This is a genomic window from Devosia sp. Root436 (assembly GCF_001426345.1).
Lineage (GTDB): Bacteria > Pseudomonadota > Alphaproteobacteria > Rhizobiales > Devosiaceae > Devosia.
The window spans coordinates 76,632-103,492 of record NZ_LMEM01000009.1; the positions used below are offsets into that span (position 1 = coordinate 76,632).

General features: G+C 63.5%; 28 protein-coding genes and 1 tRNA gene. 7 read left to right on the plus strand and 22 right to left on the minus strand.

Features of this window, described 5'->3' with window-relative positions:
- Nucleotides 1-356 precede the first annotated feature (356 nt).
- The 4 genes from ASD04_RS05370 to acs form a co-directional block, all read right to left on the minus strand.
- Complete coding sequence (locus tag ASD04_RS05370) at nucleotides 357-1,556, minus strand: MFS transporter (protein ID WP_056253663.1); 1,200 nt, start codon at nucleotides 1,554-1,556, stop codon at nucleotides 357-359.
- A gap of 114 nt (nucleotides 1,557-1,670) precedes the next feature.
- Nucleotides 1,671-2,468 (minus strand): UDP-2,3-diacylglucosamine diphosphatase, encoded by a 798-nt coding sequence (locus ASD04_RS05375; RefSeq protein WP_056253666.1) that lies wholly within the window; start codon nucleotides 2,466-2,468, stop codon nucleotides 1,671-1,673.
- A 92-nt stretch (nucleotides 2,469-2,560) separates the two neighbouring features.
- Nucleotides 2,561-3,649 (minus strand): glycoside hydrolase family 3 N-terminal domain-containing protein, encoded by a 1,089-nt coding sequence (locus ASD04_RS05380; RefSeq protein ID WP_056253670.1) that lies wholly within the window; start codon nucleotides 3,647-3,649, stop codon nucleotides 2,561-2,563.
- Between the two features lie 401 nt (nucleotides 3,650-4,050).
- Nucleotides 4,051-5,994 carry an acetate--CoA ligase gene (gene acs, locus ASD04_RS05385; protein WP_056253673.1) on the minus strand — a complete coding sequence of 648 codons (1,944 nt, stop codon included), beginning with the start codon at nucleotides 5,992-5,994 and terminating at the stop codon, nucleotides 4,051-4,053.
- A 176-nt stretch (nucleotides 5,995-6,170) separates the two neighbouring features.
- Between acs and ASD04_RS05390 the strand changes: the two genes are divergently transcribed.
- Entirely contained in the window at nucleotides 6,171-6,737 is a 567-nt protein-coding gene (locus tag ASD04_RS05390; RefSeq protein ID WP_056253676.1) for a hypothetical protein, read from the plus strand.
- 209 nt (nucleotides 6,738-6,946) lie between these two features.
- Here ASD04_RS05390 and ASD04_RS05395 read toward each other — a convergent pair whose 3' ends face one another.
- From ASD04_RS05395 to ASD04_RS05420, 6 genes are all read right to left on the minus strand, one after another.
- Nucleotides 6,947-8,272: a polysaccharide biosynthesis C-terminal domain-containing protein gene (locus tag ASD04_RS05395; protein ID WP_056253678.1), complete on the minus strand. Its 1,326-nt coding sequence runs from the start codon at nucleotides 8,270-8,272 to the stop codon at nucleotides 6,947-6,949.
- Nucleotides 8,269-9,450: a GNAT family N-acetyltransferase gene (locus tag ASD04_RS05400; RefSeq protein ID WP_056253681.1), complete on the minus strand. Its 1,182-nt coding sequence runs from the start codon at nucleotides 9,448-9,450 to the stop codon at nucleotides 8,269-8,271. The genes ASD04_RS05395 and ASD04_RS05400 overlap by 4 nt, the downstream gene beginning before the upstream one ends.
- A 112-nt stretch (nucleotides 9,451-9,562) precedes the next feature.
- Complete coding sequence (locus ASD04_RS05405) at nucleotides 9,563-10,267, minus strand: YjbE family putative metal transport protein (RefSeq protein WP_056253685.1); 705 nt, start codon at nucleotides 10,265-10,267, stop codon at nucleotides 9,563-9,565.
- A gap of 140 nt (nucleotides 10,268-10,407) precedes the next feature.
- The gene (locus ASD04_RS05410) at nucleotides 10,408-10,614 is read right to left on the minus strand and encodes a hypothetical protein (protein WP_056253688.1); all 207 of its coding nucleotides are present in this window, start codon (nucleotides 10,612-10,614) and stop codon (nucleotides 10,408-10,410) included.
- A 75-nt stretch (nucleotides 10,615-10,689) separates the two neighbouring features.
- Nucleotides 10,690-11,073 (minus strand): c-type cytochrome, encoded by a 384-nt coding sequence (locus tag ASD04_RS05415; protein WP_056253691.1) that lies wholly within the window; start codon nucleotides 11,071-11,073, stop codon nucleotides 10,690-10,692.
- A gap of 105 nt (nucleotides 11,074-11,178) precedes the next feature.
- Nucleotides 11,179-11,254 (minus strand) — tRNA-Lys (locus ASD04_RS05420).
- Between the two features lie 135 nt (nucleotides 11,255-11,389).
- On the opposite strand from ASD04_RS05420, the gene ASD04_RS05425 reads away from it, so the two are divergent.
- Nucleotides 11,390-12,241, plus strand: coding sequence for a mechanosensitive ion channel domain-containing protein (locus tag ASD04_RS05425; protein WP_056253693.1), 852 nt, complete (start codon nucleotides 11,390-11,392; stop codon nucleotides 12,239-12,241).
- 38 nt (nucleotides 12,242-12,279) lie between these two features.
- Here the strand turns inward: ASD04_RS05425 and ASD04_RS05430 are convergent, their stop codons facing one another.
- Nucleotides 12,280-12,480 (minus strand): hypothetical protein, encoded by a 201-nt coding sequence (locus ASD04_RS05430; RefSeq protein ID WP_056253696.1) that lies wholly within the window; start codon nucleotides 12,478-12,480, stop codon nucleotides 12,280-12,282.
- Between the two features lie 364 nt (nucleotides 12,481-12,844).
- Between ASD04_RS05430 and ASD04_RS05435 the strand changes: the two genes are divergently transcribed.
- Nucleotides 12,845-13,948, plus strand: coding sequence for a pyridoxal phosphate-dependent aminotransferase (locus ASD04_RS05435; protein ID WP_056253699.1), 1,104 nt, complete (start codon nucleotides 12,845-12,847; stop codon nucleotides 13,946-13,948).
- Between the two features lie 63 nt (nucleotides 13,949-14,011).
- Here ASD04_RS05435 and ASD04_RS05440 read toward each other — a convergent pair whose 3' ends face one another.
- From ASD04_RS05440 to ASD04_RS05455, 5 genes are all read right to left on the minus strand, one after another.
- A complete protein-coding gene (locus ASD04_RS05440; protein ID WP_056253701.1) occupies nucleotides 14,012-15,571 on the minus strand; it encodes a 2-isopropylmalate synthase in 1,560 nt (519 codons plus the stop codon).
- A gap of 109 nt (nucleotides 15,572-15,680) precedes the next feature.
- A complete protein-coding gene (locus ASD04_RS19955; protein WP_280137666.1) occupies nucleotides 15,681-15,806 on the minus strand; it encodes a hypothetical protein in 126 nt (41 codons plus the stop codon).
- Between the two features lie 96 nt (nucleotides 15,807-15,902).
- Nucleotides 15,903-16,331: a hypothetical protein gene (locus ASD04_RS05445; RefSeq protein ID WP_056253704.1), complete on the minus strand. Its 429-nt coding sequence runs from the start codon at nucleotides 16,329-16,331 to the stop codon at nucleotides 15,903-15,905.
- Between the two features lie 61 nt (nucleotides 16,332-16,392).
- A complete protein-coding gene (locus ASD04_RS05450; protein WP_056253707.1) occupies nucleotides 16,393-17,280 on the minus strand; it encodes a PhzF family phenazine biosynthesis protein in 888 nt (295 codons plus the stop codon).
- 8 nt (nucleotides 17,281-17,288) lie between these two features.
- On the minus strand, nucleotides 17,289-17,780 hold the full coding sequence (locus ASD04_RS05455) for a heme-degrading domain-containing protein (RefSeq protein ID WP_056253710.1): 492 nt from the start codon (nucleotides 17,778-17,780) through the stop codon (nucleotides 17,289-17,291).
- Nucleotides 17,781-18,020: 240 nt separating this feature from the next.
- Here ASD04_RS05455 and ASD04_RS19330 point away from each other — a divergent pair, with 240 nt between their 5' ends.
- The gene (locus tag ASD04_RS19330) at nucleotides 18,021-18,596 is read left to right on the plus strand and encodes an RNase A-like domain-containing protein (protein WP_156461125.1); all 576 of its coding nucleotides are present in this window, start codon (nucleotides 18,021-18,023) and stop codon (nucleotides 18,594-18,596) included.
- Nucleotides 18,593-18,904, plus strand: a complete 312-nt coding sequence (locus tag ASD04_RS05460) for a hypothetical protein (protein ID WP_056253712.1) — start codon at nucleotides 18,593-18,595, stop codon at nucleotides 18,902-18,904. The genes ASD04_RS19330 and ASD04_RS05460 overlap by 4 nt, the downstream gene beginning before the upstream one ends.
- Before the next feature lie 55 nt (nucleotides 18,905-18,959).
- Here ASD04_RS05460 and ilvC read toward each other — a convergent pair whose 3' ends face one another.
- The 5 genes from ilvC to ASD04_RS05485 form a co-directional block, all read right to left on the minus strand.
- On the minus strand, nucleotides 18,960-19,979 hold the full coding sequence (gene ilvC, locus ASD04_RS05465) for a ketol-acid reductoisomerase (protein ID WP_056231961.1): 1,020 nt from the start codon (nucleotides 19,977-19,979) through the stop codon (nucleotides 18,960-18,962).
- Between the two features lie 23 nt (nucleotides 19,980-20,002).
- Complete coding sequence (locus ASD04_RS05470; protein ID WP_056253716.1) at nucleotides 20,003-20,650, minus strand: TetR/AcrR family transcriptional regulator; 648 nt, start codon at nucleotides 20,648-20,650, stop codon at nucleotides 20,003-20,005.
- 127 nt (nucleotides 20,651-20,777) lie between these two features.
- The gene (locus ASD04_RS05475; protein WP_056253719.1) at nucleotides 20,778-20,993 is read right to left on the minus strand and encodes a hypothetical protein; all 216 of its coding nucleotides are present in this window, start codon (nucleotides 20,991-20,993) and stop codon (nucleotides 20,778-20,780) included.
- A 74-nt stretch (nucleotides 20,994-21,067) separates the two neighbouring features.
- Nucleotides 21,068-21,964: an acetylxylan esterase gene (locus tag ASD04_RS05480; protein ID WP_056253723.1), complete on the minus strand. Its 897-nt coding sequence runs from the start codon at nucleotides 21,962-21,964 to the stop codon at nucleotides 21,068-21,070.
- Nucleotides 21,965-21,966: 2 nt separating this feature from the next.
- Nucleotides 21,967-22,872: a hypothetical protein gene (locus ASD04_RS05485; RefSeq protein ID WP_056253726.1), complete on the minus strand. Its 906-nt coding sequence runs from the start codon at nucleotides 22,870-22,872 to the stop codon at nucleotides 21,967-21,969.
- A gap of 180 nt (nucleotides 22,873-23,052) precedes the next feature.
- Between ASD04_RS05485 and ASD04_RS05490 the strand changes: the two genes are divergently transcribed.
- Both ASD04_RS05490 and ASD04_RS05495 read left to right on the plus strand, forming a co-directional pair.
- On the plus strand, nucleotides 23,053-24,183 hold the full coding sequence (locus ASD04_RS05490; RefSeq protein ID WP_056253729.1) for an NADH:flavin oxidoreductase/NADH oxidase: 1,131 nt from the start codon (nucleotides 23,053-23,055) through the stop codon (nucleotides 24,181-24,183).
- Nucleotides 24,184-24,301: 118 nt separating this feature from the next.
- A complete protein-coding gene (locus ASD04_RS05495; RefSeq protein ID WP_056253731.1) occupies nucleotides 24,302-24,742 on the plus strand; it encodes a hypothetical protein in 441 nt (146 codons plus the stop codon).
- Between the two features lie 62 nt (nucleotides 24,743-24,804).
- On the opposite strand, the gene ASD04_RS05500 is transcribed toward ASD04_RS05495, so the two are convergent.
- Nucleotides 24,805-26,649, minus strand: coding sequence for a potassium transporter Kup (locus tag ASD04_RS05500; RefSeq protein WP_156461173.1), 1,845 nt, complete (start codon nucleotides 26,647-26,649; stop codon nucleotides 24,805-24,807).
- Nucleotides 26,650-26,861 lie beyond the last annotated feature (212 nt).

Consider the following 26,861-nt stretch of genomic DNA (forward strand, 5'->3'; position numbering starts at 1 on the left):
TGGCGCAGTAGCAGCGCTGCGCAGCGTCCGACCTGGGGTGGGAACGGACCGTCAGGTCAGCGAACTTCTGGCATCGACTGGCGAGAATAGCAGACGCTCGATAATCACCTAGAGCTCTGCAGCTTGATAGCGACGACAGATGGCGAGAATCTCAACTAGATCGGTAACGTCGCTTTCCATCGAAAAGAGCGACTCACTGACAACGAATATCCCGCACTCGGCGTCGCCTAAGATGAGCCGTGCGCCAAGCCATTCCGCGACACGGTTCCACCGCCCTATCCAGTCCGGACCAAGCTTTCTGAAGGTTCTCCGGAATAGTTCCCTGCAACGCCAGCAGGAGGCCGGCTCTCGCCCCCCTATCCCGCCAGCGACTTCGGCGGGCGGAGCTTCAGCGACAGCAGCACGCAGCCAATGGCCAGCAGCGAGGTGACCGTAGAATAGAAGAAGGCGTAAGCGCCGAAATGCTCCACCAGCACGCCGAAGGCGATCAGGGCCAACATGGCGGTGGCCATGTTGAGCATATTGGCAAAACCCTGTGCTTCGGCGGCATTGGCCTCGTTGGTCCAGTTGGCGATGAAGTGGACGACGCCGAAATAGCCCATGCCGAAGCTGAAGGCATGCAGCAGCTGGGTGAAGAACAGCACCTGGACCGGCGGATTGAACGCCATGATAGTGAAGCGCACGAGGCCCGCCAAGGCCGCCACCAGGATCATGTTGCGCGCCGTGACCCGCCCGCCGAAGCGCCGCCAGGCAAACATGAGGATCGCCTCCCCCACCGCCGCGATGCCCAGCAGCGGCCCGAGGAAAAAGCTGGGAATGCCGTTCTCGTGCCACAACAGCGCGCCGAAGCTGCCAATGAGCGCATTGCTAGAATTGACCAGCGCGAAGGCCAGCAGCGGCAGCACGAACCACGGCTGCAGGGAATCCCTGAGCCGGCTGGGCTGGGCCACGAGCGCCGGGTCGCTATTGGCCAGGGTCATCTCGGGCGCGGGCGTGCGGAAGCGTGGCAGCAGATAGGCGAGCGCGGCCCGCACCACCACCGTCACCACATAGAGGGCGACAAAGGCGCCCGACCCCAGCACGTTGAGGAAGAGGCCAAGCCCGGCGGCGGCGAAGACATAGCCCACGGTGGCCCAGGCCCGGACCGTGCCGAAATCGGTACCGTTGCGGCGCGTCATCCGGACGGTGGCCGCGTCGATGACGGGCGCCACCAGGCCGTTGGAGGTGGCGCAGAGAGCCCAGATAAGGAGGATGCCCCAGAATTCGGAGACGAAGAACAGCGGCAGCGGCGCCAGGGCCGAGGCCAGCGAGATGACGATGAGCGCCGTGCGCCAGTCATCGGCCTTGTCGGCGATACGGCCGACAACGATGTTGAGCAACAGCAGGCAGAGCGTCGGCAGCGCATTGATGATGCCGATCTGGTCGGCGGGAATGCCGTGTTCATTGAGCCAGATGCCCAGAAAGACCGAAGCCACGCCGCCGGGAATGTAAACGGTGAACTGAAACACGGACGCGCGCAGCTCGGGACTGGCCGGGCGCGAAAATGCCGAAAGCATGGAAAAATGAACTCCGGGCAAATCAGCGCCCGGAACCCTTGGTGCCCCGCATTGCGCCACAAGGCAAGTGCGTTCTTAGCTTACCTCTCCCTTTAGGGAGAGGTAAGCGGCGCCCTACCCTGCGGCGCGGCGGAGGCGGAACTTGCGGGGTTCGCCAGCGACCATTTCGGTCCATTTAACCAGCTCGAATCCGCCATCGGCGGTTTCGACGATGGCGGTGCAGCTCTCCACCCAGTCGCCGGTATTGATGTAGTGGATGCCCAGCCGGTCGTGCATGTCGGCAAAATGGATGTGGCCGCAGATGACGCCATCGACACCCGATTCCTTGGCCTCATGCACCAGGGCTTCCTCGAAGCGGCCGATGACGGAGACGGCGTTCTTGACCTTCTGCTTGGCCCAGGCGCTCAGCGACCAGTATTGCAGGCCCAGCCGGCGCCGCACCCAGTTGATGGCGATATTGACGCGCAAGGCGGCATTGTAGGCCCAGTCGCCGACATGGGCGAGCCACTTGGCATTCATCACCACCACGTCGAACTGGTCGCCATGGATGACGAGGTAGGTCTTGCCCGAGGCCGAGGTGTGGACGGTGCGATCGACGAACTCGACCTCGCCGAAATAGGTGCCGAGATATTCGCGCAGGAACTCGTCGTGATTGCCCGGCAGGTAGACCACGCGCGTCCCCGCATTGGCCTTGTCGAGCAGCACTTGCACCAGAACATTGTATTCGGCCGGCCAATGCCAGGATTTGGCCAGGCGCCAGCCATCGAGGATATCGCCGACCAGATAGATGGTCTCGGCATCGTGGGCACGCAGGAATTCGATGAGCTGTCCGGTTCGAATCGGCTTCATGCCCAGATGGACGTCCGAAATGAACATCGCCCGGACCTGTCGGATTTCGCGATCATCCGTCATCAAGCAACGACTCCTGCCTCGTGGGGGCGCACTTTATCTGGCGATGGATGCGGAGGGAACCGCCGGTGGCGAGAAGGTGGGGAAAGGCTTGCCTACCGAATTCGGCCCTTGAGCGCCACGATGCGGTTGTAGCTCTCCTCGATCCGCGCGGCGAAGGCCGGGTCGGCTTCGGCCTGGGCGAGCAGGATGTCCAGGATTTCCTGGCCCAGGCTGGCGCGATATTTGGCGGTGTTGGAGAACAGCAGCACATCCATGCCAGCGCGAACCGCCTGGGTGACGGTCTCTTCGAGGGTGAAATGGTCACGGATGGCGCCCATTTCGAGATCGTCGCTGATGACCACGCCATCATAGCCCAGCTCGCCGCGCAGCACCCCATCTATCCACTGTGGCGACAGCGATGCGGGCGTCCTGGCGCCGGCGTCGGAATAGTCGGCATGGTAGAGATGGCCGACCATCACCATGTCGACGAGACCCTCTGCTATCAGCGCGCGATAGGGATCGAGCTCGGCGGGTTGCCAGGTCTGGGTGATATCGACGAAGCCTTCATGGCTGTCGGCGGTGGACGAGCCATGTCCGGGAAAATGCTTGAGCGCGGTCAGCAGGCCCGCCTGATGATGGGCCGCGATGAAGGCCGCGTCGTAGCGAGCGACGACATCAGGATCGGCGCTGAAGGCGCGCCCATATTTGGCGATGATCTGGTTATCGGGATTGATACTGATGTCGGCCACCGGCCCGAAATTGACGGTGAAGCCGTATTCGGCGATCGACGCGGCCATTTCGGCATAAATCGCCTCGGCCTCTTCGGGGCTGTTCTCGGCGGCAATGGTGGCGGCGTTGGGAATTTCCTTGAAGCCGACATCCCTGGTCAGCCGCTCGACCGCACCGCCTTCCTGGTCGAGCGTCAAGAATGGCGGCAGGTCCGGCGAAGCCGCGCGGAAAGCGGCATTCATCTCGGCTACGGCATCGAGGCTCTTGACGTTGAGCTTGAGCAACATGACGCCGCCGAGCCGGCCGGCCGCCAGATCGTCCCGCAGGCCGGCAACCGCGGCATCGTCGACGTCGTCGCCCTGGAAGCCGACCACGATCATCTGCCCTGCCATCTGCTCCAGCGTCGCGCCATGGGCGGCAGCGGGCAGGAACAGCAGCGCCAGGGCGGCAGCGAGAAAGGCATGACGGGTCACGGGACGGTCCAGGCAGGAATCACTGGTCCGACGATGATCGGCAAATCCGGCCGAAACAATGGCTGTCGCAGAAGATCATTGTCCTATCACCCCCATTTGGGGGATGCGGGACGCTGCCCGGCCATGCCAATTTGGCGGCGGTGACTTGGAGCATGGGCCGTTTTCAACCTTCAGCCCGTGAAGCCGTTGCCTTTGATCGGGCGGGGATCTTGGGGTCCCCGCCCGTGACTCTTTGAGCGCCACATCGGTTCGTGTGGCCCACCCCACCCTCGATCCCTCCCCATCAAGGGAGGGAGGCGCCAGATAGGCCGTCAAGGATCATCTCGAATGTCTCCCCCAACCACGGAGCGGGCTTCCCTCCCCTTGTGGGGAGGGAATGACAGCGGGGGTATTGGTCCAAACTAGCGGTTCTGCCGATTCTCGATCAGGTCATTGACCACGGCCGGATCGGCCAGCGTCGAAGTATCGCCCAGCGAGCCGAAGTCGTTCTCGGCCACCTTGCGCAGGATGCGGCGCATGATCTTGCCGGAGCGGGTCTTGGGCAGGCCCGGCGCCCACTGGATGAGATCGGGCGTAGCGATGGGCCCGATTTCCTTGCGAACCCAGGTCTTGAGCTCGGCCTTGAGCGCATCGTCGCTGGCCTCGCCGGCCATCAGGGTGACGTAGCAATAAATGCCCTGCCCCTTGACGTCGTGCGGATAGCCGACGACGGCGGCTTCGGAGACCTTGGGGTGGCTGACCAGCGCGCTTTCGACCTCGGCGGTGCCGAGGCGATGGCCCGAGACATTGAGCACGTCGTCGACGCGGCCGGTGATCCAGTAATAGCCATCCTCGTCGCGACGGCAGCCGTCGCCGGTGAAATAATAGCCCTTGTACTGGGTGAAGTAGGTTTCCACGAACCGCTTGTGGTCGCCGTAGACGGTACGCATCTGGCCCGGCCAGCTATCCTTGATGGCCAGCACGCCCTCGGCCTTGGTCTCGCTCTGCACCACGCCTTCGGGCGACAGCACCACCGGCTGCACGCCGAAGAATGGCTTGGTCGCCGAACCCGGCTTGGTGGGGATGGCGCCGGGGAAAGGCGCAATCATGTGCCCGCCCGTCTCGGTCTGCCACCACGCATCGACGATCTCGCAGCGGCCCTTGCCGACATGCTTGTGATACCAGAGCCAGGCTTCCGGATTGATCGGCTCGCCCACCGTACCCAGGAGGCGCAGGGTCGGCATCTCGTATTTGTCGGCGAATTCGGACCCGGCGCCCATCAGCGCGCGGATGGCTGTCGGCGCGGTGTGGAACACGTTGACCTTGTGCTTTTCCACCACCTGCCAGAAGCGCGAAGCGTCGGGATAGCTCGGAATGCCCTCGAACATCAGCGTGGTGGCGCCATTGGCCAGCGGGCCGTAGACGATATAGGTGTGCCCGGTGACCCAGCCCACATCGGCCGTGCACCAGAACACCTCGCCATCGCGATAGTCGAAGCTCAGTTCATGGGTCAGCGAGCCCCATAGCAGATAGCCGCCCGTCGTATGCAGCACGCCCTTGGGCTTGCCGGTCGAGCCCGACGTGTAGAGCACGAAGAGCGGGTCTTCGGCGTTCATCGGCTCGGGCGGGCAATCGGCGTCAACGAGGGAAACCGCGTCGTCGTACCAGATGTCGCGGCCCTCGACCATGTTCACCGGATTGCCCGTGACCCTGACCACGATGACCGTCTCGACGCCCGACACCTTGGCCAGGGCTTCATCGACATTCTTCTTGAGCGGCACGGTCTTGCCGCCGCGGCGGCCTTCATCGGCCGTCAGGATGATCGTGCTGCCGCAGTCGCTGACGCGGCCGGCGATCGAATCAGGCGAAAATCCGCCAAAGATCACCGAATGGACGGCGCCGATGCGCGAGCAGGCCAGCATGGCCACCGCCGTATCGACGATCATCGGCATGTAGATGGTGACGCGATCGCCCTTCTTGACGCCATTGGCCTTGAGCACATTGGCGAAGCGGCAGACCCGGCCATGCAGTTCGCGATAGGTCACCTTGCTGTCGGTGCCCGGCGTATCGCCTTCCCAGACGATGGCGGTCTGGTCGCCGCGCGTCGCCAGGTGCCGGTCGAGGCAATTGTAGGAGACGTTGAGAATCCCGTCCTCGAACCATTTGATCGAGACATCGGGATAGGCGAAGCTGGTATTCTTGATCGTGCTGGGGAATTTCACCCAGTCGAGGCGCTTGGCCTGCTCCGCCCAGAATCCGTTCGGATCGCTGATCGAACGCGCATACATCTCGTCATACTGAGCTTTGGTGACGTGGGTGCGTGCGATCGCAGCCGCACTTGGCTGGAATACGAGCTGCTCGCTCATACTATCCTCCCTTATCTCTCCCGCTCCCGTTCTACTGACCCACCCCGCGCCGGGCAAGGCCTTGACGCTGCGACTTAATGGGTAGCAGCGCCTGTACCGCCCATTAACTGCACTGGCCTAGGATGCTTCGGGCGCCGGGCGGTCTTTGCTATTCTGGGCGCATGGAGGAGCCGCCTATGGCAGAGATGACCATCCGCGCCGCTACGCCGGCCGATATCGATCTGATCCACCACGAGCTGTTGGATGTGATCTCTACGTCCGAATATTACAGCGACCGCTTCAAGGCCCACGAAATGGGCCGGCTCAACAAGAATTTCCTGCGCACCCTGCTGGCGCTCGACCCCTGGCACATCATGATCATGTGCGCCGATGGCATACCGGGCGGCGCCATGGTCTCGGGGCCCGAATGCGGCTCCGTGTTCCGCTATTGGAGCTGGGTCTTCCCCAGCCACCGCCAGACCAAGCTGGGCATGTTCGGCATGCGCGCCTTCGACGAGCATTGGGACAATGGACGCTTCCACAAGGCCTATACCTTCGTGCGACCCGAAAACGCCGTCGCCCGCATGCTGCTCAAGCGCTACGGCTACAAGGAGACGTGCCTGCTGGAAAAGCACATTTTCGGGCAGGATTACCTGCTGATCGAAAAGCCATATGCCAAGATCACCGAGGACTATGACAGCGGCGCCAACATCGGCCGGCTGGGCCTGCTGAAACGGCGGCTGGGGCTGGTGAAGGCGGCTTAGATTGCGTGGATAGCTATCGAAATTGCCGGCTCCATCGCCCCCTCGCCCCTCAGGGGAGAGGGTAGCGCCGCCGAAAGCGAAGCGATCTGGCAGAGCTGGGGTGAGGGGTGAAGGCCCATCAGCAGAACACCACCGCTGAACCCCTCATCCGGCCCTTCGGGCCACCTTCTCCCCTCAGGGGCGAAGGGAAAGAGGCCCGGCCGGAAGGATTATTCCGCCGGCAGTGCACCGGCGCGGCGGGTGCGGAACCATTGCAGGATCGAGACATCAAGCTTGGCGGTGCGCAGGGCAACCCACCACAGCCCGACCGACCAGATCGAAATGGCTATGATGGCCGACAATGCCGCGCCCATCAGCCCGAAACGGGGCACCAGCAGCCAGTTGCACAGCACCAGCGTCACCACGCCCAGCCCCACCGAGGGCAGGCTGGCATAGGGGCGGTCGTGGATGGAAAGCACCAGCGAGGCCGGCCCCATGACGGACCGCACCACCAGCGCCAGGCACAATACGGCCAGCGGCGCGGCGCCGGCTGAAAAGCTCGGGCCGAACAGCATCAGCGCGAACGGGCCGGCGACGGCGATACCGCCGAACAGCACGACCGAAATGACGCTGGCGACGAAATTGGCGTCACCCACCTTGCGCTTGAACGACTCGCGGTCGGCATTGGCCTCGCTCTCGAACATGTCGGGCAAGGTGACCGCGTAGACGGCCGCGACGGCAAAGGAAATCAGCGAGAAAATGCGGGTGCTGATGCCGAAAATGGCCAGTTCCTCGCGGCTGAGCGCGTGGCTGAGCAGCAGCAGGTCGATATCGAAGAAGAAATCGGTCGCCAGCGAGATCAGCACCCAGGGCAAGGCAAAGCGCCACCAGCGGGCCGCCTCGGACGGGCGTTGCGGGGCAGTATCGGGGATACGATCCAGCGAGGTGACGACGAAGCCGAAATGCACCAGCGCGATCGCCACATAGCCCGCGGCCACGATCCAGAGCATTGCCGAGAACCCTTCGGTCGGCACGGCAAAGCTCATGGTGGCGAGGAAGGCCCCGATGACGATGATCGGACGAAACATGGTATCGGCGAAAAAGCCGGCAAACGGGCGCTTGAGCCCGACCAGCAGCGCGCCGTTGACATAGACCATGGCCGTGGCAAAGGCGAGCAGCGCCACCGGGATGAAGTGATCGGCAAGAACGCTGCCGCCCTGCCCCAGCAGAGCAAGTATGGGCTGGCCGAGCAGCAGCAACAGCACCAGCGCCCCCACGACATGGCCATAGGCCCTGACGATGAAGGTGACGAAATGCCCGCGTTCACCTCGCGCCCGGTATTCGGCGGCAAAATAGGTGCCCACGGTATGAAAGCCCAGCGGCATGACCACCGCGACCAGGTTCACCGTGGCGATGACGATCATGTATTCGCCCAGCAGGTCGGCGCCCCAGATGCGGGCAATCAGTGCCTGCACCAGGAAGATCAGCCCGGCGCCGGCCAGCCGCGCGCCGAAGATGATCGTCGATTGCGATGCCAGGCGCCGATGCAGGCTCATTCCGGCGCCTCGTCGCTGCCGGGCTTGGCCTGGGTTGCCCTGGTCTTGGGATTGCGCCAGCCATCCACGGCCCGGCGCACCGCATAGAGCGCATCGCGCGCGGCAAAGGCACCGGTTCCCAGCAGCAGGGCCAGGGGGCGGCTGGCATAATTGGCCACCGGCGGCACCGGGCGAATGACGCCGGCCTCGCCGACCATGCCCTTCTTGAACTGGTGCAGCCCCTGGAACCCATCGGTGCCGCCAAGGTCGTACCAGGTGGCGGTGGTATTGTCGCGCAGCCAGCGGATGATGTGCCAGTGCATGAAATAGCCGGCGCGCAGCGGCAGCGCTTTGTCATTGGTGGCGCCATAGAGATAGACAGCCCGGTCGCCTGCCTTGAAGATCAGCGCGCCGGCAACCAGTTCGCCCTCATGGCGCACGAAGAACAGTTCGGGCCGCAAAGCCGGTACGTCGACCTGCATCAGGGCCGGCACGGTCTCGTAGGCCGAATGGTCGGAAAACTGCTTGCGGTCGGTCATGGCCGTATAGAGCGCTTCGAAGTCGGTGATCTTTTCCGGGCCGGCATGCTCGAAGCTGAGGCCCGCCTTTTCCGACTTGTTGAGCTGGCGCCGCCAGGTCTGCTGGAAGCTCTTGCGCTGCTCCTCGTCGGTGAGGCGCAGGTTGACGATGTAGCGATTGGGAAAACCCAGCTCGGAGCCGCGCCTGAAGCCGCGCGCCCTGAGCCGCTCATATTCACGATTGACCGGGCTGATTGAAGCGCGTGGCAGTACCGACAGCATCTGGCCGCGGCCATTGGCATATTCGGCCACCATGGCCTCGGCCATGCCGGCATGAATGGCTTCGGCATCGGGGCGTGAAACGTCCTTCAGCATGGGCGCCCATTTGGACACCGCGATCCGCGCCAGTCCGAGTGGCAGCGACTGCACCATGACCAGCGCCCCGCCAACGATCTCGCCATCGAGCAGAAACAGCATCGGCTCCTGCTTGACCGATGGCCAACGGGTGAGGGCAAAGGCGTACATCTGCTCCTGGCAGACCTCGTCGAAACCGGCGATGGTCCTGTCCCATTCCGCGCCATCGACAATGCGGGTCTGCAGCCGGCCCGTGGCCAGCCCGGCGCGCTGGACCTGATGGCCGGGCTGGCCGGCATCGATCAGTCGATCAGCGATAAGGGACATCGAAATTGCTTCCCGCTCGTAACAGTTGAGCGGGAAACTAGACCTGCCAAGTGTGCAAATCCCTATTGCAGCATGACAAATGCTGCAAAGTTCGGGCCGTGGTTACCAAAGGCTAATGGACGGCCGCAGCAGCGCCAGCCACGGCATGCGGCGTATAGACGAACGGGATCTCCGGGATGGCGACGAAAGCGCCCAGCCCCTCGAGCGCCATGCGCACGGCCACGAACAGGATGATCAGCAGACCCACCCAGGCGATCCAGCGATGCTTGTGCAGCAGGCCCGCGATAAAGGTGGCGGCAACGCCCATCATGACCACCGACAGGCCCAGGCCAATGATCAGCGCCTCGAAATGGTGCTGCGCCGCGCCAGCCACGGCCAGCACGTTGTCGAGCGACATGGATACGTCGGCGATGATGATCTGGATGACGGCCTGGCGCAGCGTCTTGCGCGGCGCCCTGCCGGCCACGACGCCATCGGCATTCTTGTCGCTGTCTTCGAGCGCTTCCTGCGCCTCATGTTCGTCGGCCTGCGAGACGGTGAGCTCGCGGAACATCTTCCAGCATACATAGAGCAGCAGCACGCCGCCGGCGATGAGCAGGCCGCCGCCAAGCGCCAGCAATTGCGTGGTGATGAGCGCGAAGAAGATGCGCAATATGGTAGCGGCAATGATGCCGATAAGGATGGCCTTGCGGCGGATATCGGAGGAGAGGCCCGCCGCGGCGAGGCCGATGACGACGGCGTTGTCGCCGGCGAGAACCAGATCAATGAGGATCACCTGAACAAGCGAGCTCAGGAAACTCGGGTCGAAACCGAACATGCAATGGTCCTCGTCTGGCGCAACTAATGGTCGCCCTATAACGGTCCGGTCGGTTGCTGGGAAGCGGAACTCGTCCAAAATAAACGAAAGTCTGAGGATCAGTGGCGGATTGACGCCATCCTGACAGCCTGGCGACAGGTTCACCGTCCCGAGGCACCCGGCCGCTTGAAGATTTCGGTCAGCGCCACCAGGGCGACGAGATGGGCATTCTGCGGGGTGACCGGATCCTTAAGGCACCGCACATGGCTCGCGACGGTAAAGCGCATGCCATCGCGAAGGCCGCTGGCGGTAAAATGCAGCCGGTGCGCCGCTGCGTCATAACTATAGGCGGTGACTTCGAACTTCATCGTGCAGCAAGCGCCATGCGACTCCCGGTAGCGGCCAGCATATACGCAAATGCACCGGCGCCGGAGCGTCCTTTATCAGGGCGTCACGCGCTCGCCTTCGCTATCGAAGCTGGCGAGATAATCGATGACGGCATCGATCGCGGCACGATCCGTCATGCCGGCAAACGTCATGCTGGTGCCCACGATGAGATGCTTGGGGCGCTTGAGATATTGTGTCAGCGTCTGGCGGTTCCATTCCAGCCCATCGGCCTGCGCCGCGAGCATGGCCTGCGAATAAGCGTAGCCAGCCACGCGACCGGCCGGCTGCCCCACAACGCCATTGAGCTGCGGCCCGACCTTGTTGATCGCACCCTCGCCAATGGCATGGCAAGGCAGGCACTTCTTGAAATCGGGGGGCATGTCCTGCGCCGCAACCGGCATGATCGCGAGGCACAGGGCCGAAACCAGCAGGAACCGCATTGCCACCTCCAGTCCACGAAGAAGCAATGTGCCGCAACCGCCAGGCAATTGCGAGGGGGAACCGAAACCAGTGCGGCAGGGAAACTGTCGATGTCGGGAGGACTTTGGTGGGCGAGCACGGATTCGAACCGTGGACCCGACGATTAAGAGTCGTCTGCTCTACCAGCTGAGCTACTCGCCCCAATGCCGGAGCTTCCAAAGTGGCGCCTCTCTATCAAAGGGATTCCGCCCTGTCTAGCGCCCGACGCCACTTTCCTCACATGGGAGGTTTGCTAGAGTGTCAGCGGCGCAAATCGCGCCAACAAACCGGTGCGGCATGACGAATTCCGAAATCCTGACGATCCCGCTTGGCTGGCTCTCCGCCAACGCCCTCAGCCTTTTGACAGCCCTCGCGATTCTGGTGGTTGGCTGGTACCTGGCGCGGCTCGCCGCAAGGGCTATCAGGGAGCTGCTGCCGCGCGCCTATGGCGTGGACAAGAATTTCGCGCCATTGCTGTCGCAGGTGGCGCGCTACGGCATCATCATCTTCGCGATGGTGACGGCGCTCAACCTGCTTGGGGTCTCCAGCGCCTCGATCCTGACCGTGCTGGGCGCGGCCGGCCTGGCGGTTGCGCTGGCGCTGCAGGGCACGCTGGCCAATATCGCCGCCGGCATCATGCTGATCTGGCTGCGTCCCATCGCCATCGGCGAATTCATCCAGGGCGACGGCGTGGCGGGCGTAGTGGTGGAAATCGGCCTCTTCGGCACGCGGCTTCGCTCATCGAGCGGGCTCTACATTTTCACGCCCAACCAGAAACTCTGGGCTTCTGCCATTACCAATCACAGCCGCGAACCGCGCCGCCGCATCGACGTTAATGTCAGCGTGCCCGATAGTATCGACATCGCCAAATCGCGGAAAATCCTCTTGCGCATCGCCATGTCAGACAAGCGCACGCTGGCCGATCCGGCACCCAATGTGCATGTCGAGAGCTTTTCGGGCGCGGCGGTGAACCTGCAATTGCGGGCCTGGGTGGCGACGCCCGACTATCTGGAAGCGCTTTACGCGCTGACCGAAGAGGCAAAGATTGCGCTCAATCGCGAACTGACCGGCAGCAAGGCCGACAAGGCAGGGATTACCGTGACGCCCGATCCGGCCAATCCGAGCCCGGAAACGCAGGCTGGCGCCTGAGGCCGTGACGCTGGCGGGCCCCGCCAGCGTCCGAATGATCAGTCGACCCGGCTCTCGCGGAAGGCAGCGAAGTCGAGGACATTGCTGGCCCTGGATGCCGGCTCCTGCCGCGTCTCATCCATGAGGCTGATGGTTCGTTCGATAATGTAACGCAACTGGCGCGAACGGCTGTCCACACCCTGCAGGATCGTCGCGGCGCGCTGCAGGTGATCTCGAGCGAGAACGTAGGTGGGCGGCATGGCACGAGGCTCCTTGAAAGAGAAATCAGATTTCGGGAGCGCCAGGGAGGTGTGACGCGAGCAAAAGGGTGCCCGCGCATACCTTCCTCAACCTTGCCAGGACGCCTCGCCTTTAATGCAAAAGCCATCGGTTTGAACGACCCGCGTGAAAGCCCCTGTTTTCGTGGGGGCGCGGCGGCGGCGCCATGTTGGCGGCCTGTGCAAAAGCCTGCCCCAATTTCGTCAGGATTGGCGAAGTGGCCTGAAAGCGGCAGAATCAGAGCAAAAATTGCCTGGCGGGAGGTCACGCGGCGCCCGAATCGCTTCCCGGCAAGCGGCATGGGTGGCTAGGATAGATCGATCAAGAACAGCGAGTCGTAGCCCCGTGTCCCGCCCTTCTCTCTCGCCCATTACCGCCACCCTCGACGAGACCGTGCCCTTTGTCGGGCCGGAAGCCATTGCCCGGCGCAGCGGCGTACCGCTGCGGGCGCGGATCGGCGCCAATGAAAGCCCGTTCGGCCCGGCGCCATCCGTGCTGGCGGCCATGGCGGCGGCGGCGCATGAAAGCTGGCATTATGGCGACCCGGAAAACCACGATCTGCGCGAAGCCATCGCCGCCCATCTCGGCATTCCGTTCGCCAATGTGATGCCCGGCGAGGGCGTAGACGCCATCCTGGGCATGGCCGTACGGCTCTATGCGGCGCCCGGCAGCACCGTGGTCACGTCGCTGGGCGGCTATCCCACCTTCAATTACCACATTCACGGCTACGGCGCGCAGATGCACACCGTCCCCTACATCGGGGACCGCGAGGATATCGACGCGCTGGCCCGCGCCGCGCAGGAAACGAATGCGGCGATGGTCTATCTCGCCAATCCGGACAATCCGATGGGGAGCTGGTGGGACGCCGCCTCGGTGGAGCGCTTCATCGCCGCCGTACCCGAAACGACGATGATCGTGCTCGACGAAGCCTATGGCGAATTCGCGCCGCCAGGCACACTGCCACCGCTGGATATCGGCCGCCCCAACCTGTTGCGCATGCGCACCTTTTCCAAGGCCTACGGCCTGGCCGGCGCGCGCGTGGGCTATGTGTTCGGCGAGGAACGCAGCATTTCGGCCTTCAACCGCATCCGCAACCACTTCGGCATCAGCAATGTGGCACAGGCCGCCGGCATCGCGGCATTAGCCGACAGCGCCTACCTGGCACAGGCGGTGGCCGCGGTTCAACTGGCGCTGGAAGACACCGCCGCTATCGTGCGACGACACGGGCTGACGCCCCTGCCGACGGCCACCAATTTCGTGGCGGTCGATTGCGGCCGCGACGGCCCCCATGCGCAGGCCATCCTCGACGGCCTGGCGAGCCGCGGCATCTTCGTGCGCAAACCGGCTGTCACCGGACTTAACCGCTGTATCCGCATCAGCGCCGGAACCGACGCCGACCGGAGCTTGCTGGACGCGGCGCTGGGCGAGGTGTTGGCGGGGTTGGCGTAAGCGCCGTCCCCTCGTCCGCCCTTCGGGCACCTTCTCCCGCAAGGGGAGAAGGGTGGGCGATGGTCAGCCGGCCATCGCGCCTTGCGCCGAGGCGCCGCGTTCGATCAGCAGGCGGTTATAGGCATTGAGATAGGCGCGGGCCGAGGCGACCAGCGTATCGGGTTCGGCGGCGTTGCCCGAGACGATGCGGCCGTTCATTTCGAGCCGTACATGGGCGCTGGCCTGGGCATCGGTGCCGCCGGTAACGCCGTCGACGGCATAGAGCACCAGATGCGGCTGCTGGCCGACGCTCGCCTTGATGGCGTTGAAGATGGCATCCACCGAGCCGGTGCCTTCATAGGTGACCGACGATTCCTCGCCATCAATCGAGAGGGTCATGGTGCATTTATGGGTACCGCCGGTCTTGGAGACCACCTCCATGTCGACCAGCTTGATGCGGTCGCCCACCGAGCCGACTTCGTCATCGACCAGGGCCACGATATCGGCGTCGTAGACATGCTTCTTGCGGTCGGCCAGGTCCTTGAAGCGCACGAAGGCTTCCTGGAAGGCGTTGTCGCCCAGCTCGTAACCCAGTTCACGCAGCTTGTCCTTGAAGGCGGCGCGGCCCGAATGCTTGCCCATGACCAGGGTGGTTTCCTTGATGCCGACGCTGGCCGGCGTCATGATCTCGTAGGTCTCGGCATTCTTGAGCATGCCATCCTGATGGATGCCGCTTTCATGGGCGAAGGCATTCTTGCCCACGATGGCCTTGTTATACTGCACCGGGAAATTGGCGGCCGCCGAGACGACCTTGCTGGCGCGCGCCAGATGGGTGGTTTCGATCTCGGTGTGATACGGCATGGCGTCGGCGCGGGTGCGCAGGGCCATGACCACCTCTTCGAGCGCCGCATTGCCCGCCCGTTCGCCCAGCCCGTTGATGGTGCATTCCACCTGCCGCGCCCCGCCCCGCACCGCGGCCAGCGAATTGGCGACGGCCAGGCCCAGGTCGTTGTGGCAATGGGCCGAGAAGATCGCCTTGTCGGCGCCGGGAACCATGGTGATGATGTCGCGGAACATCTTCTCGTGCTCGTCGGGCACGGCATAGCCGACCGTATCGGGCAGGTTGATCGTGGTGGCGCCGGCCTTGATGGCGGTCTCGACGCAGCGCTTGAGGAATTCCAGCGGTGTGCGGGTGGCATCCATGGCCGACCATTCGACGTCGTCGATGAGGTTGCGCGCCTGGGCTACGGTGCGGGCGATGATCTCGATGACCTCGTCCTCGGTCTTCTTCATCTGGTGGGCCAGATGAATGGGCGAGGTGGAAACGAAAGTGTGGATGCGGCCGCGCCGGGCGTGGCGCACCGCTTCGCCGGCCCGATCGATATCGGCCGATATGGCGCGGGCGAGTCCGGCAACGGTCGAGCGCTTGACCTGCTTGGCCACGGCGACTACGGCTTCGAAATCGCCGTTGGAGGCAATGGGGAAGCCCGCCTCGATGATGTCGACACCCATGTCGTCGAGCGCTTCGGCGACCTGCAGCTTTTCTTCCAGCGTCATGGTGGCGCCGGGGGATTGCTCGCCGTCGCGCAGGGTGGTGTCGAAGATGAAGACGCGGTCTTTGTTGGTATCTGATGCAGCGGACATTCTCGAATTCCTATCGGTCGGCCCAGAGTCACAGCTCTGCAGGCCGGACATTTGCTGTTCGGCTTATGGCACTATCCCCTGACGACCCGCTCGTTCGAGCTGCCGGTGATCAGGGGCTGATAAGAAGGAGGAGAAGCGCAGCAGGCAGCAAAAGCAGGCCGGCTGCAATCGTCAGGACGCGGGTGCGCTCCTGGCGTTGGGCGACGGCGATGGCAATTGCGCGCTTGCGCTGCATGGGTTCAGTTCCGATTTGCGTCAAGAATGCGCGAAACCGCAGCAAGGCGCAAGCCCAAGCTGCGGCGCATGTTTGATTTTTGTTGCGAACGTCCGCTCAGGCGAAAGCGAACACCGCCGCGAGGATAACGCCGGCAAAGGCGAGACCCGTCACCTTGTGGGCCATTTCGGCCCGCGCGCCCGCAGCGCTGTCGCCGGCCTGGGCCTTCTTGAAGTTGATGCCGCCGTAAATGATGGCCGCCAGCATCACCACGACCAGCGCCATCTTGATCCAGAACCAGATGCTGGCGCCGCCGAGGCCACCATATTTGAGCCAGAGGATCAGCGGCCCGCTGATTAGCAGCACGCCCATGGCACCCTTGCCGACCTGCGCCAGCCTGTTCATGACGGCATAATAGCCGTCACGCGCATCCGCGGTTGCGCCGGGCAGCCGCGAAGCAATCACCGGCCCGACAACCGAATTGGCGCCCCCGGCCACGAAGGCCATGATATGCGCCCAGATAAGCAGATTGACGACGATATCCATCGCCCGATCCTCCCTTGCTGCTATTCCCCGGCGGGAACGCTAACACGGGCCCACGCAGCCGTCATGCGTCGAGATCGAGCATGCCCTCGGCGACGATGACGGCATGGCCGCCGATGCCGCCATGGATCAGCACGTCATCTTCCTTGCGCAACTGGATGGTGATGCGGCAGGGGCGGCCCATTTCGTGGCCCTGGCGCAGCACGAAATCGGCCTGGCCGGTGGCCAGGTTGGCGTGTTCGGCCAGCAGCCCGATCAGCGCTGCCGCGGCCGAGCCGGTTCCCGGATCCTCGCCGATATCCATGCCGAACATACGGGCGGCCAGATCGTTGTCGGGCTCGTCCGGCGTCAGAGTGAAGACGTAAGCCGAGTTGTGGTCGTGGCTGAAAACCTTGTTCCAGATGGCCTGGTTGACCTTGATCCTGCGCAGCACCTCGGCATTGCGCACCGGCACCAGATGGAAGGTGACCCCGGCCGAGAACACCGCCGGTTCGTAGACATCGCAGCCGATATCCTCGACATCGATGCCCAGCGCCTGCGCCATGCCAAGCCTGTCGCTCAACGGCGCGATGCGCGACGGCAGCCGCGGCAGGGCGAAACGCGCCTCGCCCGAGCGCTTGTCGGCCTTTTCGAACAAGGCCGTGATGAGCCCCACCTTCTCCTCGAGCCGCACGGCGCTGACCTTGTTCTGCAGGCCCAGCACCACGGCCGCCCCCACAGTTGGGTGGCCGGCAAAGGGCAATTCGGCATAAGGCGTGAGTATGCGGATGGCGGCGGTGTTCCGCTCGGCCTGCGGCTTGAGGATGAACACCGTTTCGCTGAGGTTGAACTCGCGGGCAATGGCCTGCATCTCGCCATCGAGCAGACCATCGGCTTTGGTGACGACGGCAAGCTGATTGCCCTTGAGCCGCTCGCGGGTAAAGACGTCCAGCAGCAGGTAATTGAGCTTCACATCGGCCCCTATTCTGCCGGCAGGGCGTAGTCGGCCCGGTCGAATCCCAGATGGTCGCACAAGGCCGCCACGGCAACACCGTGATCGCTGCGGCCGGGCAGACCTGAAATGGTGAGGCACCCGATGATACCCGCGCCCTTGACGCGAATGGGAAAACCACCACCGGCAATGACATAGTCGGCCGGATCTGCGCCTGCCTGTGGCGGGAACGGCGCCTCGCCCCGCTCCAGCACCAGCCGGTAGCTGGCGCGCTGGAAGCGGCGGACCGAATTGATCTTGCGCCGCACCCATTCGGCATTGTCGGCGCTGGTGCCCGAGGTGGCGGCAAAGAACAGCTGCCGGTCCCAGCTGCGGATATCGACCACCAGCGACAGGCCTTCGGCCAGCGCGCGCTCGCGAATGGCGCTGCCCAGCTTGAAGGCGACGGACTCATCGAACTGGGCAAGCACGAGGTCCTGCTCCTGCTGCTTGACGAGGGCGATATCGGTTTCGGTGGCCATTTGAGGCTCCACGACTCGGGATAAATTGCCCCGTCAGCTTTAGAACAGCCCGGCATGGCTGAGTAGGGGGCAGCGTCACTCGGCGGCCGACTTATCCCCGCCACCTGCGCCGGTGCGAGAATGTCCGCACGAAAAGCGGATGCGGGACATGCTCGATAGCAGACAATCCACCACCCTCGACCTGCTGGGCAGATCTCGGCGCTGCGCGTCATTGTCAAGTTCGCCCGGCTCGAGCTGGCGATGCGCAAGGCCGATTTCAATCCAGACCAGCCGCGCGCTCCAGCAGGATCGGCTATGGGCGGGCAATGGATTGATAGTGGCCCTACAGCGGAAGTGCCGACGCGCGTCCGCGTTGCTGTATCGGCCTTCGACAATCCGGGATTATATTATGTCGATCTGGAACGCGAGGACATCAAGGGCGGGCATGGTTTCGCCAAGCACGTCGCCAGAAGCAATACGCAACTCATCGCATACCAATTGCTTTGGCGCGCAGAAAAGCCAGGAAAAGCTCACCCTGCCGAAGGATCTTTTAATTCTCCCGGCGAAGCTAACAACCTGGTCTCGCAAGTATTAAGGTTCAATGCAGAAGATGTTCAACGAGTCATCAGCGGGCAAATATCCAGGGCAACACTTCTGCATCGCTTCGACTTTCCGACGGGGCGGGAAGCCTTCAGCTCGGACACCGTTTCTCCCTTTGTCATCCGCCCGACTTTTTGGGTAGAAGTATTCATCCGCCGGCATCAGTCTCCACCGGGATATGTCGTGCTTACCGCTTATCCACGAAATGAGACCCCGAACGAAGAGTTCGTCAGATGATCCAATCGCGCGCTCCCAAGATTTTCTACAAATTCGCCGACAATGTCCGAGACGCCACTCCCAACTACGACTCATCAAACGAGGAGATGATCCTCTGGGGCCTCTCCAAGTTCTACGGGTCGAATCGTCAGGCCGAGTTGCTGGAACTGGCGACCTGCTTGCGCCAGATGCTAGGCGGCCAGTTCACCGACGAGGAGCTCAACCGATTCTATACGGCAAGCGATGCCAACATCAAATATAGCGACCCAAGCCTTCTGCGCGCGTTCCTGGACGATGCGGTAGTGATAGTTGAACGCGAACTGACTTAGCGATCCAGAAGTCGCCCAAAAACAAAAACGGGGGCCGAAGCCCCCGTCCTGATGCTTAGTTCTTGGCCTTGTCGACCAGCGCGCCGGCCTTGATCCAGGGCATCATGTCGCGCAGCTTGGCGCCGACTTCCTCGATCTGGTGCTCGTCATGCAGGCGGCGCGTCGCCTTGAAGCGGCTGCCACCGGCCTTGATTTCCTGCATCCACTCGGCCGTGAACTTGCCGGTCTGGATGTCGGTCAGGATGCGCTTCATCTCGGCCTTCGTGTCCGAGGTGATGACGCGCGGGCCGCTGACATATTCGCCCCATTCGGCGGTGTTGGAGATCGAGTAGTTCATGTTGGCGATGCCGCCCTGGTAGATCAGGTCGACGATCAGCTTCACTTCATGCAGGCATTCGAAATAGGCCATTTCGGGCGCGTAGCCGGCTTCCACCAGCGTCTCGAAGCCGGCGCGGATCAGTTCCACCAGGCCACCGCACAGCACGGCCTGCTCGCCGAACAGATCGGTCTCGCATTCTTCGCGGAAATTGGTCTCGATGACGCCCGAACGGCCGCCGCCAACACCCGAGGCATAGGCCAGCGCGATATCATGGGCATTGCCCGAAGCGTCCTGATGCACGGCGATCAGGCACGGCACGCCGCCGCCCTTCTGGTATTCGCCACGCACGGTATGGCCCGGGCCCTTGGGCGCGATCATGATCACGTCCACGGTCGACTTGGGTTCGATCAGGTTGAAATGCACGTTGAGACCATGGGCGAAAGCCAGGGCGGCGCCGTCACGAATGTTCGGCTCGATGTGCTGCTTGTAGATATCGGCCTGCAGTTCGTCCGGCGTCAGCATCATGATGACATCGGCCCACTTGGCGGCGTCGGCGACCGACATCACCTTGAGGCCTTCGCCCTCGGCCTTCTTGGCCGAAGCCGAACCGGGGCGCAGGGCGACGACGACATCCTTCACGCCGCTGTCGCGCAGGTTCAGCGTATGGGCATGGCCCTGCGAACCGTAGCCGACGATGGCGACCTTCTTGGATTTGATGATGTTGAGATCGGCATCCCGATCGTAATAGACGCGCATGGGTTTCTCCCTGGAAATGTGAGTTATGGGTTGGCTTTCGCCCCGTAGAGGGCAAAGAACTGGTCGGTTGCGGCCTTCACATCGGCTTCGATATTGGCCGTGACATTGGTCTGGGTCAGCGCCTTGTCGCCCAGCAGCAGGCGGATCTGCACATCGCGGACCACGAGGCCGAAAAAGGTGCGGTAGGCATCTTCACTGGACTCGAAGCGCAGCAGGCGCGCATCACGCCCGGCTTCGAGGATCGGCTTGAGCCGGCGGCGGATGGCCAGAGGGCCATTTTCCAGCACGATGATGCCCAGGCTGTCCTTTTCCTGGGCAGCATGGGTGACAGCCGTGCGGTTGAGCGTGATGGAGACTTCACCGGTGATGACCGTCAGCAGGTCCCGCGCGAACTGCTCGATGGAAAGGCGCAGGGCCTTGGCATTGAGATGACTGCGATCGACGACCGGCATACGCACCTTGGCCGCCTGCCACTGCACGGTGGCGGTGAGCAGTCCGTCTCGATCACCGAACCACTTGTAGAGCGTTTCCTTGGAGCATGAGGCGCGGCGCGCCACCGCCGTCATGGTCAGGCCATCGCCATTTTCGACGAGCAAATCCAGCGCCGCGGTCAGCACAGCCTGCTGGCGCGGAGTGAACGTCTCTTCGTTGACCTTGATGGTCAATGCCACGGCTTGTCCCCGGCTATGGGCCGAACGGTTTCGGCCAATTCCGTCCGCAGGCGTACCGTACGGTACGGTTCGAGGCAAGTGCTATTTGTGGGGAGTCCGTCGGATTCTTCTTCTTTCAGCCCTCCGGTTATGAGGCGTCCGTGAGCGTAACGACCAGATAGTCGGATGCCCCGCCCTCGACAGCCCTCCGCTTCGGCTTGGGCTTGGGTTGGGGCGTGGCCGCCTCTGCAATCAGGACCCTTTCGGCCGACGGTACGCTCAATTGCGTTTCGATCATCTCCAACGCGGCAAAGGCTGGTGTGACGGTGAGCAGGGCAAAGGCGATAGCGACGGTGCGGATCATGGCGTCCTCCTGTTTGAACAGCACCAGACCACAAGTGGTCTTGCTGCAACCGGAACGGCCTGTTCATCCGCCATTCACCGCTTGGGCTGCACCAGATGGGCAGCAAAGAAGGCCATCGCTGCCGCGCGCATTCTCGCTGTCTCGCGGTGCCCTACCCCCGGCTCGCTCACCCGCTCCAGCCGCTCCGGCACCGCCGCATAAGCCGGTTCAAGTTCGGCCCATGCGCGCGCCACCGCTTCCGGCGGCGTCAGGCTGTCGGCTTCACCAATGCAAACCAGTTGCGGGCGCGGCGCGATGAGCGCGGCAATGCTGCCGCCATCGGCCTCGGTCAGCAGGCCGGGAACGGTCAGGTAGATGCCATGCCCGTCATGCGCGCCCAGTTCGATCATGGTGCGGAAATCGGCGAAGCAGCAGAGATGCGCCACCGCGGCAATCCGCTCGTCCATGGCCGCCAGCCAGTAGCTGAGCACGCAGCCCATGGAGATGCCGAAGGCGCCGATCCGGGCCGGATCGACATCGTCGCGGCCGGCCAGGTAGGTCAGCGCCGCCGCATGGTCCGACAGCATCTGCCCGAACAGCGACTTGCCATGCCACAGCAGCGCCTTGGCCGCATAGCCTTCGCTGACCGTGGCGCGCTCGCCGAAGACCGGCATGTCGATGCACAGCGTGACATAGCCGGCGCGAGCGAAAACCGGCCCGAGCGGATCGAGCAGGTATTCGCGGCCATCCAGCAATTCGCTGGCGCCGATGGCATAGCCGCCGCCATGGGAATGGCCGTAGAGGATGGCCGGCAGGCGGCGGGAATTATCGGCCGGGCGCGTGAGGATGCCGCGAACCTCGATCTCGCCGAGGCGCAGCCGCAGATGCTCGACCACATAGCCATCGGCGGACTGGGCCCGGCTTGAGACCAGGCTGATCGGGGGTTCATCGAGACCGATAAGCTCGCGCATGCGGATGCGGGTGATGGACATGGCTATGCTTTCTGCGCGTCGGCGCGGCGGAGGCCGACCCAGCGGTTGAACCGCGCCAGCGCCAGCCCGAAGACGATCAGCAGCAACCCGCCGCCCAGGATGGAGAAAGGCTGCGCACCCAGCGCCATGAACCACTGCGTGAAGAAATGGATAGCCCCGAACACCGCCACCGTATTGACCACCCAGCGCCGGTTGGCGAACACCGCCCAGGAGCCGAAGGCCAGCAGCGCAATCGCCCAGGCCACCGAGAAATAGAGCCCCGACCAGCCCAGCAGGTCGTCGCCGAAGATGGACCCGGTGAAGAAAGCGACATTGACCAGCAGGATCGCCGTGCGCATGGCGATGATGGCCAGCCGCTCATGGACCGGCTTGAGCCGCAGCGACAGCAGGTAAAGCCCCAGCACCAGCGCCGACAGCGCCACGATGGCGACGGCAAGATAATGCGTCGGCGTCCACAGCTCGACATCGATGGTGATCGTGGCGGCAAAGGCTAACACCGCCAAGGCCGCCAGCAGGCCCGATGTCGCCAAGATCGCGGCAGCGCCGGTCGCGGCGGTGAGAACGATCCGCACCCAGAGCTGCTCGCCGAACAGGCCGCCCAGCCCGCCCAGCAGCGCCAGCGCTCCGATGACCATGACGATCTGCGCGAACACGTTCCAGCGGGCCACGCGCGCCATGCGGAGCCAGAAGCCGCCCGCGAACAGCACCGCGCCCAGCGCGACGAGCGTTTCGAGCGCCGGCAGCAGCACGCCGATCCCGGTCGCCACGGCGGCTGCACCCAGAGCGAACAGCACATTGCTGCCCAACTCGCCCGTATCGGCCGCCGCGAATCCCTTGAGCCGTTCCGCTTCGGCGGCGCTCAGCTTGCCCTCGCTCACAAGGGCATCGAGGTCGAGCGTGATCTTCATGCCGGTCTCCCATTCGGGGCGGAGCCTAGCCTGCGTCGTCCGCGCCGAAAAGACCGCCGGAAAACATTGCCTTGCATGCGCTGGCTGCAACAGTGCGTTCGTCCATCGGCACTTGCCGATGGACTGCGGACAGGGCATCTATGCACCGTCAATCTCCGGCAGACCAACCAAGAGCCTGTTATGTCCAAGCTGTTCTCCCCCGCCACATTGCGCGGCCTTACCCTGCGCAACCGTACGGTCGTCGCCCCCATGTGCCAGTATTCGGCACAGGACGGCTTCGCCAATGACTGGCACCTCGTCCATCTCGGACGCTTCGCCATTGGCGGCTTCGGCCTGGTGATGCAGGAGGCAACCGCCATCGTTCCCGAGGGCCGGATCAGCTATGGCGACCTGGGCCTGTGGAAGGACGAGCAGATCGCGCCGCTCAAGCGCATCGTCGACTTCCTGCACAGCCAGGGCGCCGCCGCCGGCATCCAACTGGCCCATGCCGGGCGCAAGGCCTCGACGCCGGTGCCGTGGCGCAAGGGGTTCGACGAGACCGACGAAGAGAAGCTCGCGCTACATTTCGAACGCTGGACCCCGGTGGCGCCCAGCGCCCTGATCCATGCCGAAAACAAGGAATTCACCCAGCCCGAAGCGCTGGACGAGGCCGGGATCCGCAACGTCATCGTTTCCTTCGCCGCCGCCGCCAGGCGAGCCGACCGGGCCGGCTTCGATATCGTCGAAATCCACGCCGCGCATGGCTACCTGCTCAACCAGTTCCTTTCTCCCCTCGCCAACAAGCGGACCGACCGCTATGGCGGCTCCATCGAAAACCGCATGCGCCTGCTGCTGGAGGTCACCGAGGCCGTCCGCGCCGTCTGGCCGGCAGAAAAGCCGCTGCTGGCTCGCCTCTCGGTCAGCGACTGGCACCCGGACGGCTGGCAGGTGGAAGACAGCATTGTGCTGACGCGTGAACTCAAGGCTCGCGGCGTCGACGCCATCGACGCCTCGAGCGGCGGCTTCGAAGGCGCGGTCATTCCGGCTGCCGCCGACTATCAGGTGCCCTTTGCCAGCGCCGTGCGCAACGAGGGCGGCCTGCCCTGCATGGCGGTGGGTCTGCTGGGCGATGCAAGGCGCGCCGAGGAGATCATCGCCAATGGCGAGGCCGACTTCATCGCCCTGGCCCGCGGTGCGCTCGACGATCCCAACTGGCCAGTGCATATCCGCCACGAGCTGGGCAACCACGACTATGACCTGTGGCCCAAACCGACCAATCGCGTGCGCGAGCGCGACCGCTCGCTCGGCCAGCGCGGCTTCGCCACGTCCTGACGACAGGACAATTCCGCCAAACGACCTTCGCGGCAACGCAAATTTGCCGCGATTGGCCGGCCACTCTTGTTCATCGCTGGCATCGTCACCAGATCAGCTGGCAACAGGGAGCAGTGCAATGGATACCAAGGCCGCAATCATCGCCCTCATGAGCGTCTGGGGCGTCGGCACCTGTGCCACCCTGCCCGCCACCGCCCAGGACGCCGACGACACGACCGAGGACGCAACCGATACTATCGGCGAGAGCGAAAACCCGCTGCTCAACAAGGTGTGGGTCCGCGCCGACGCCGACCCATCCCTGCCCGGTCCCATGCAGATATTCCTCGGCGACGGGACGCTGGTGAGCGACAGTTGCTGGGAAACCTATCGGCTGTCGAAATGGCAGCAGGTCTCCGACAGCGCCATCAGCTGGGACGAGGACGGCATGACCATCAATGCCGACATCGCCAGCGTCAGCGACAGCGAACTGGTGCTCAATCTCAAGCTCGGCGAAGAGGTGCAGGAACAGCGCTTCACCGTAGCGGAGGTGCCCTATGTGTGCCCGGATATGGTGAAATAAGAGAGCGAATAGCGAATAGCGAATAGCGAATAGTTTCAGGCTCCTGTTCGCTACTCTACTCCCTACAGCACCACCTGCGTTCCGATCTCCACCACGCGCCCGGTCGGGATGTGGAAGTATTCCGTGGCGTCGCTGGCATTGCGGGCCAGCCGCGTGAACAGGCGGTCCTGCCAGTAGCGCAGCAGGTTCCCCGATTTCGGCCCCGGCTTCAGCGATCGCCGCGACAGGAAGAACGAGGTCGACATGATGTCGAACTTCCAACCCAGCTTGCGGCCCAGCGCCAGAGCCTTGGGAATGTTGGGGCTTTCCATATAGCCGAACGTCACCACCACGCGGCTGAACAGCTCGTTATAGGCATCGATGGTCACCTTCTCGTTGTCGGGCACGCGCGGCGAGGGCGACGTGCGCACGGTCAGAATCACATTCTGCTCGTGCAGCACCTTGTAGTGCTTGAGGCTATGCAGCAGCGCCGTGGGCGCGCCTTCGATATCGCTGGTAAGGAATACTGCCGTACCGGGCACGAGCGTCGGTTTCTTCTTTTGCAGGTTATCGACCAGGAATTCCAGGGGCACCTCGTCGCGCCGGGTTTTTTCCGACAGCCGCCGGCGGCCGGCCATCCAGCTCCACATGACCAGTGCGACCATGGCGGCAACCACCGCGGGCACCCAGCCACCCTGGAACAGCTTGGCGGCATTGGCGGAGAAGAAGCCCCCGTCGATCAAAGCAAAGACCAGCCCGAACCCGATAACGGCAGCCGGGTGCCACTTCCAGTTTCGCCACATCACCACAACCAGCAGTGACAGCGTGACGACCATGACGCCCGACACGGCAATTCCATAAGCGTTGGACAATGCTTCCGAGCTGCCGAAGGCCACCACCAGCAGCAGCACGCCCACCATCAGCATGGAGTTGACCTGGGGCATGTAGACCTGCCCGCTCTGGGTTTCTGACGTATGCAGCACCTGCATGCGCGGCAGCATGTTGAGGGCAATGGCCTGCTGGGTGAGGCTGTAGGTACCAGAAATCACGGCCTGGCTGGCGATGATGGTGGCCAGCGTCGCCAGCCCGACAAAAGGCAGCAGCGCCCATTCCGGCTGCATCTCGAAGAAGGGGCTCTCAACGTTGTGGACACCCACCTCGAGAACAAAGGCCCCCTGGCCGAAATAATTCAGCAACAGGCATGGGAAGACCAAACCGAACCAGGCCATCACGATCGGCTTGCGGCCAAAGTGGCCGAGATCGACATAGAGAGCTTCGGCACCCGTGACCGCCAGGAAGATGGCGCCGATTACCACGAAGGCTATGCCGAAATGGGTGATCAGGAACTGCAGGCCGAGAAACGGGTTGACCGCCCACAGCACGCCTGGTTGTTCGATGATGTGCACAAGGCCCGAAATACCGAGCGTCAGAAACCAGATAGCCGTGATCGGCCCGAAGATGATCGACACCTTGGCCGTGCCGAAGCGCTGGACGAAGAAAACGCCGACAATGATGACCAGCGTGATCGGCACCACCCAGCGCGCCATACCCGGCGTTACCAGTTGCACGCCTTCCACCGCAGACAGAACCGAGATGGCCGGGGTGATGATCGCGTCGCCAAAGAACATCGCAGCGCCGACCACGCCCAGAACCGTGATCCACACCGGGGGGTTGGTGAAGGTCTTGCGCGCCAGTGCCATCAGCGACAGCGTGCCGCCTTCCCCGTTATTGTCGGCCCGGGTGACGAAGAACACATATTTGACGGCGACGGTCAGCGTCAGCGCCCAGACGATCAGTGAGAGCAGCCCCAGAATCTCTGTACTGCTTTCGGCCGCGCCGGGGCGCACCTGCATGGCCTGCCGGAAGGCATAGATCGGGCTGGTACCGATGTCGCCATAGACGACACCGATTGCGCCCAAGGTCAGCATGGGAAGATCTTTGCGGGAATGTGAGTGGCTGGTGAGGTCGCTCGCATCGACGCCGGCGGGGGAGCCGCCAGCCGTGTTCGTCTGCGTCATAAACCTTGTGCTCTCTTGTCAAAGGCGGGCGCCGCTATACACCGCGCCACCGTCACACACAACACAATCCCCTCACAATGGTTCAAAACCACCAGGCCCCCTGGAGCGGTCATGGGACATGA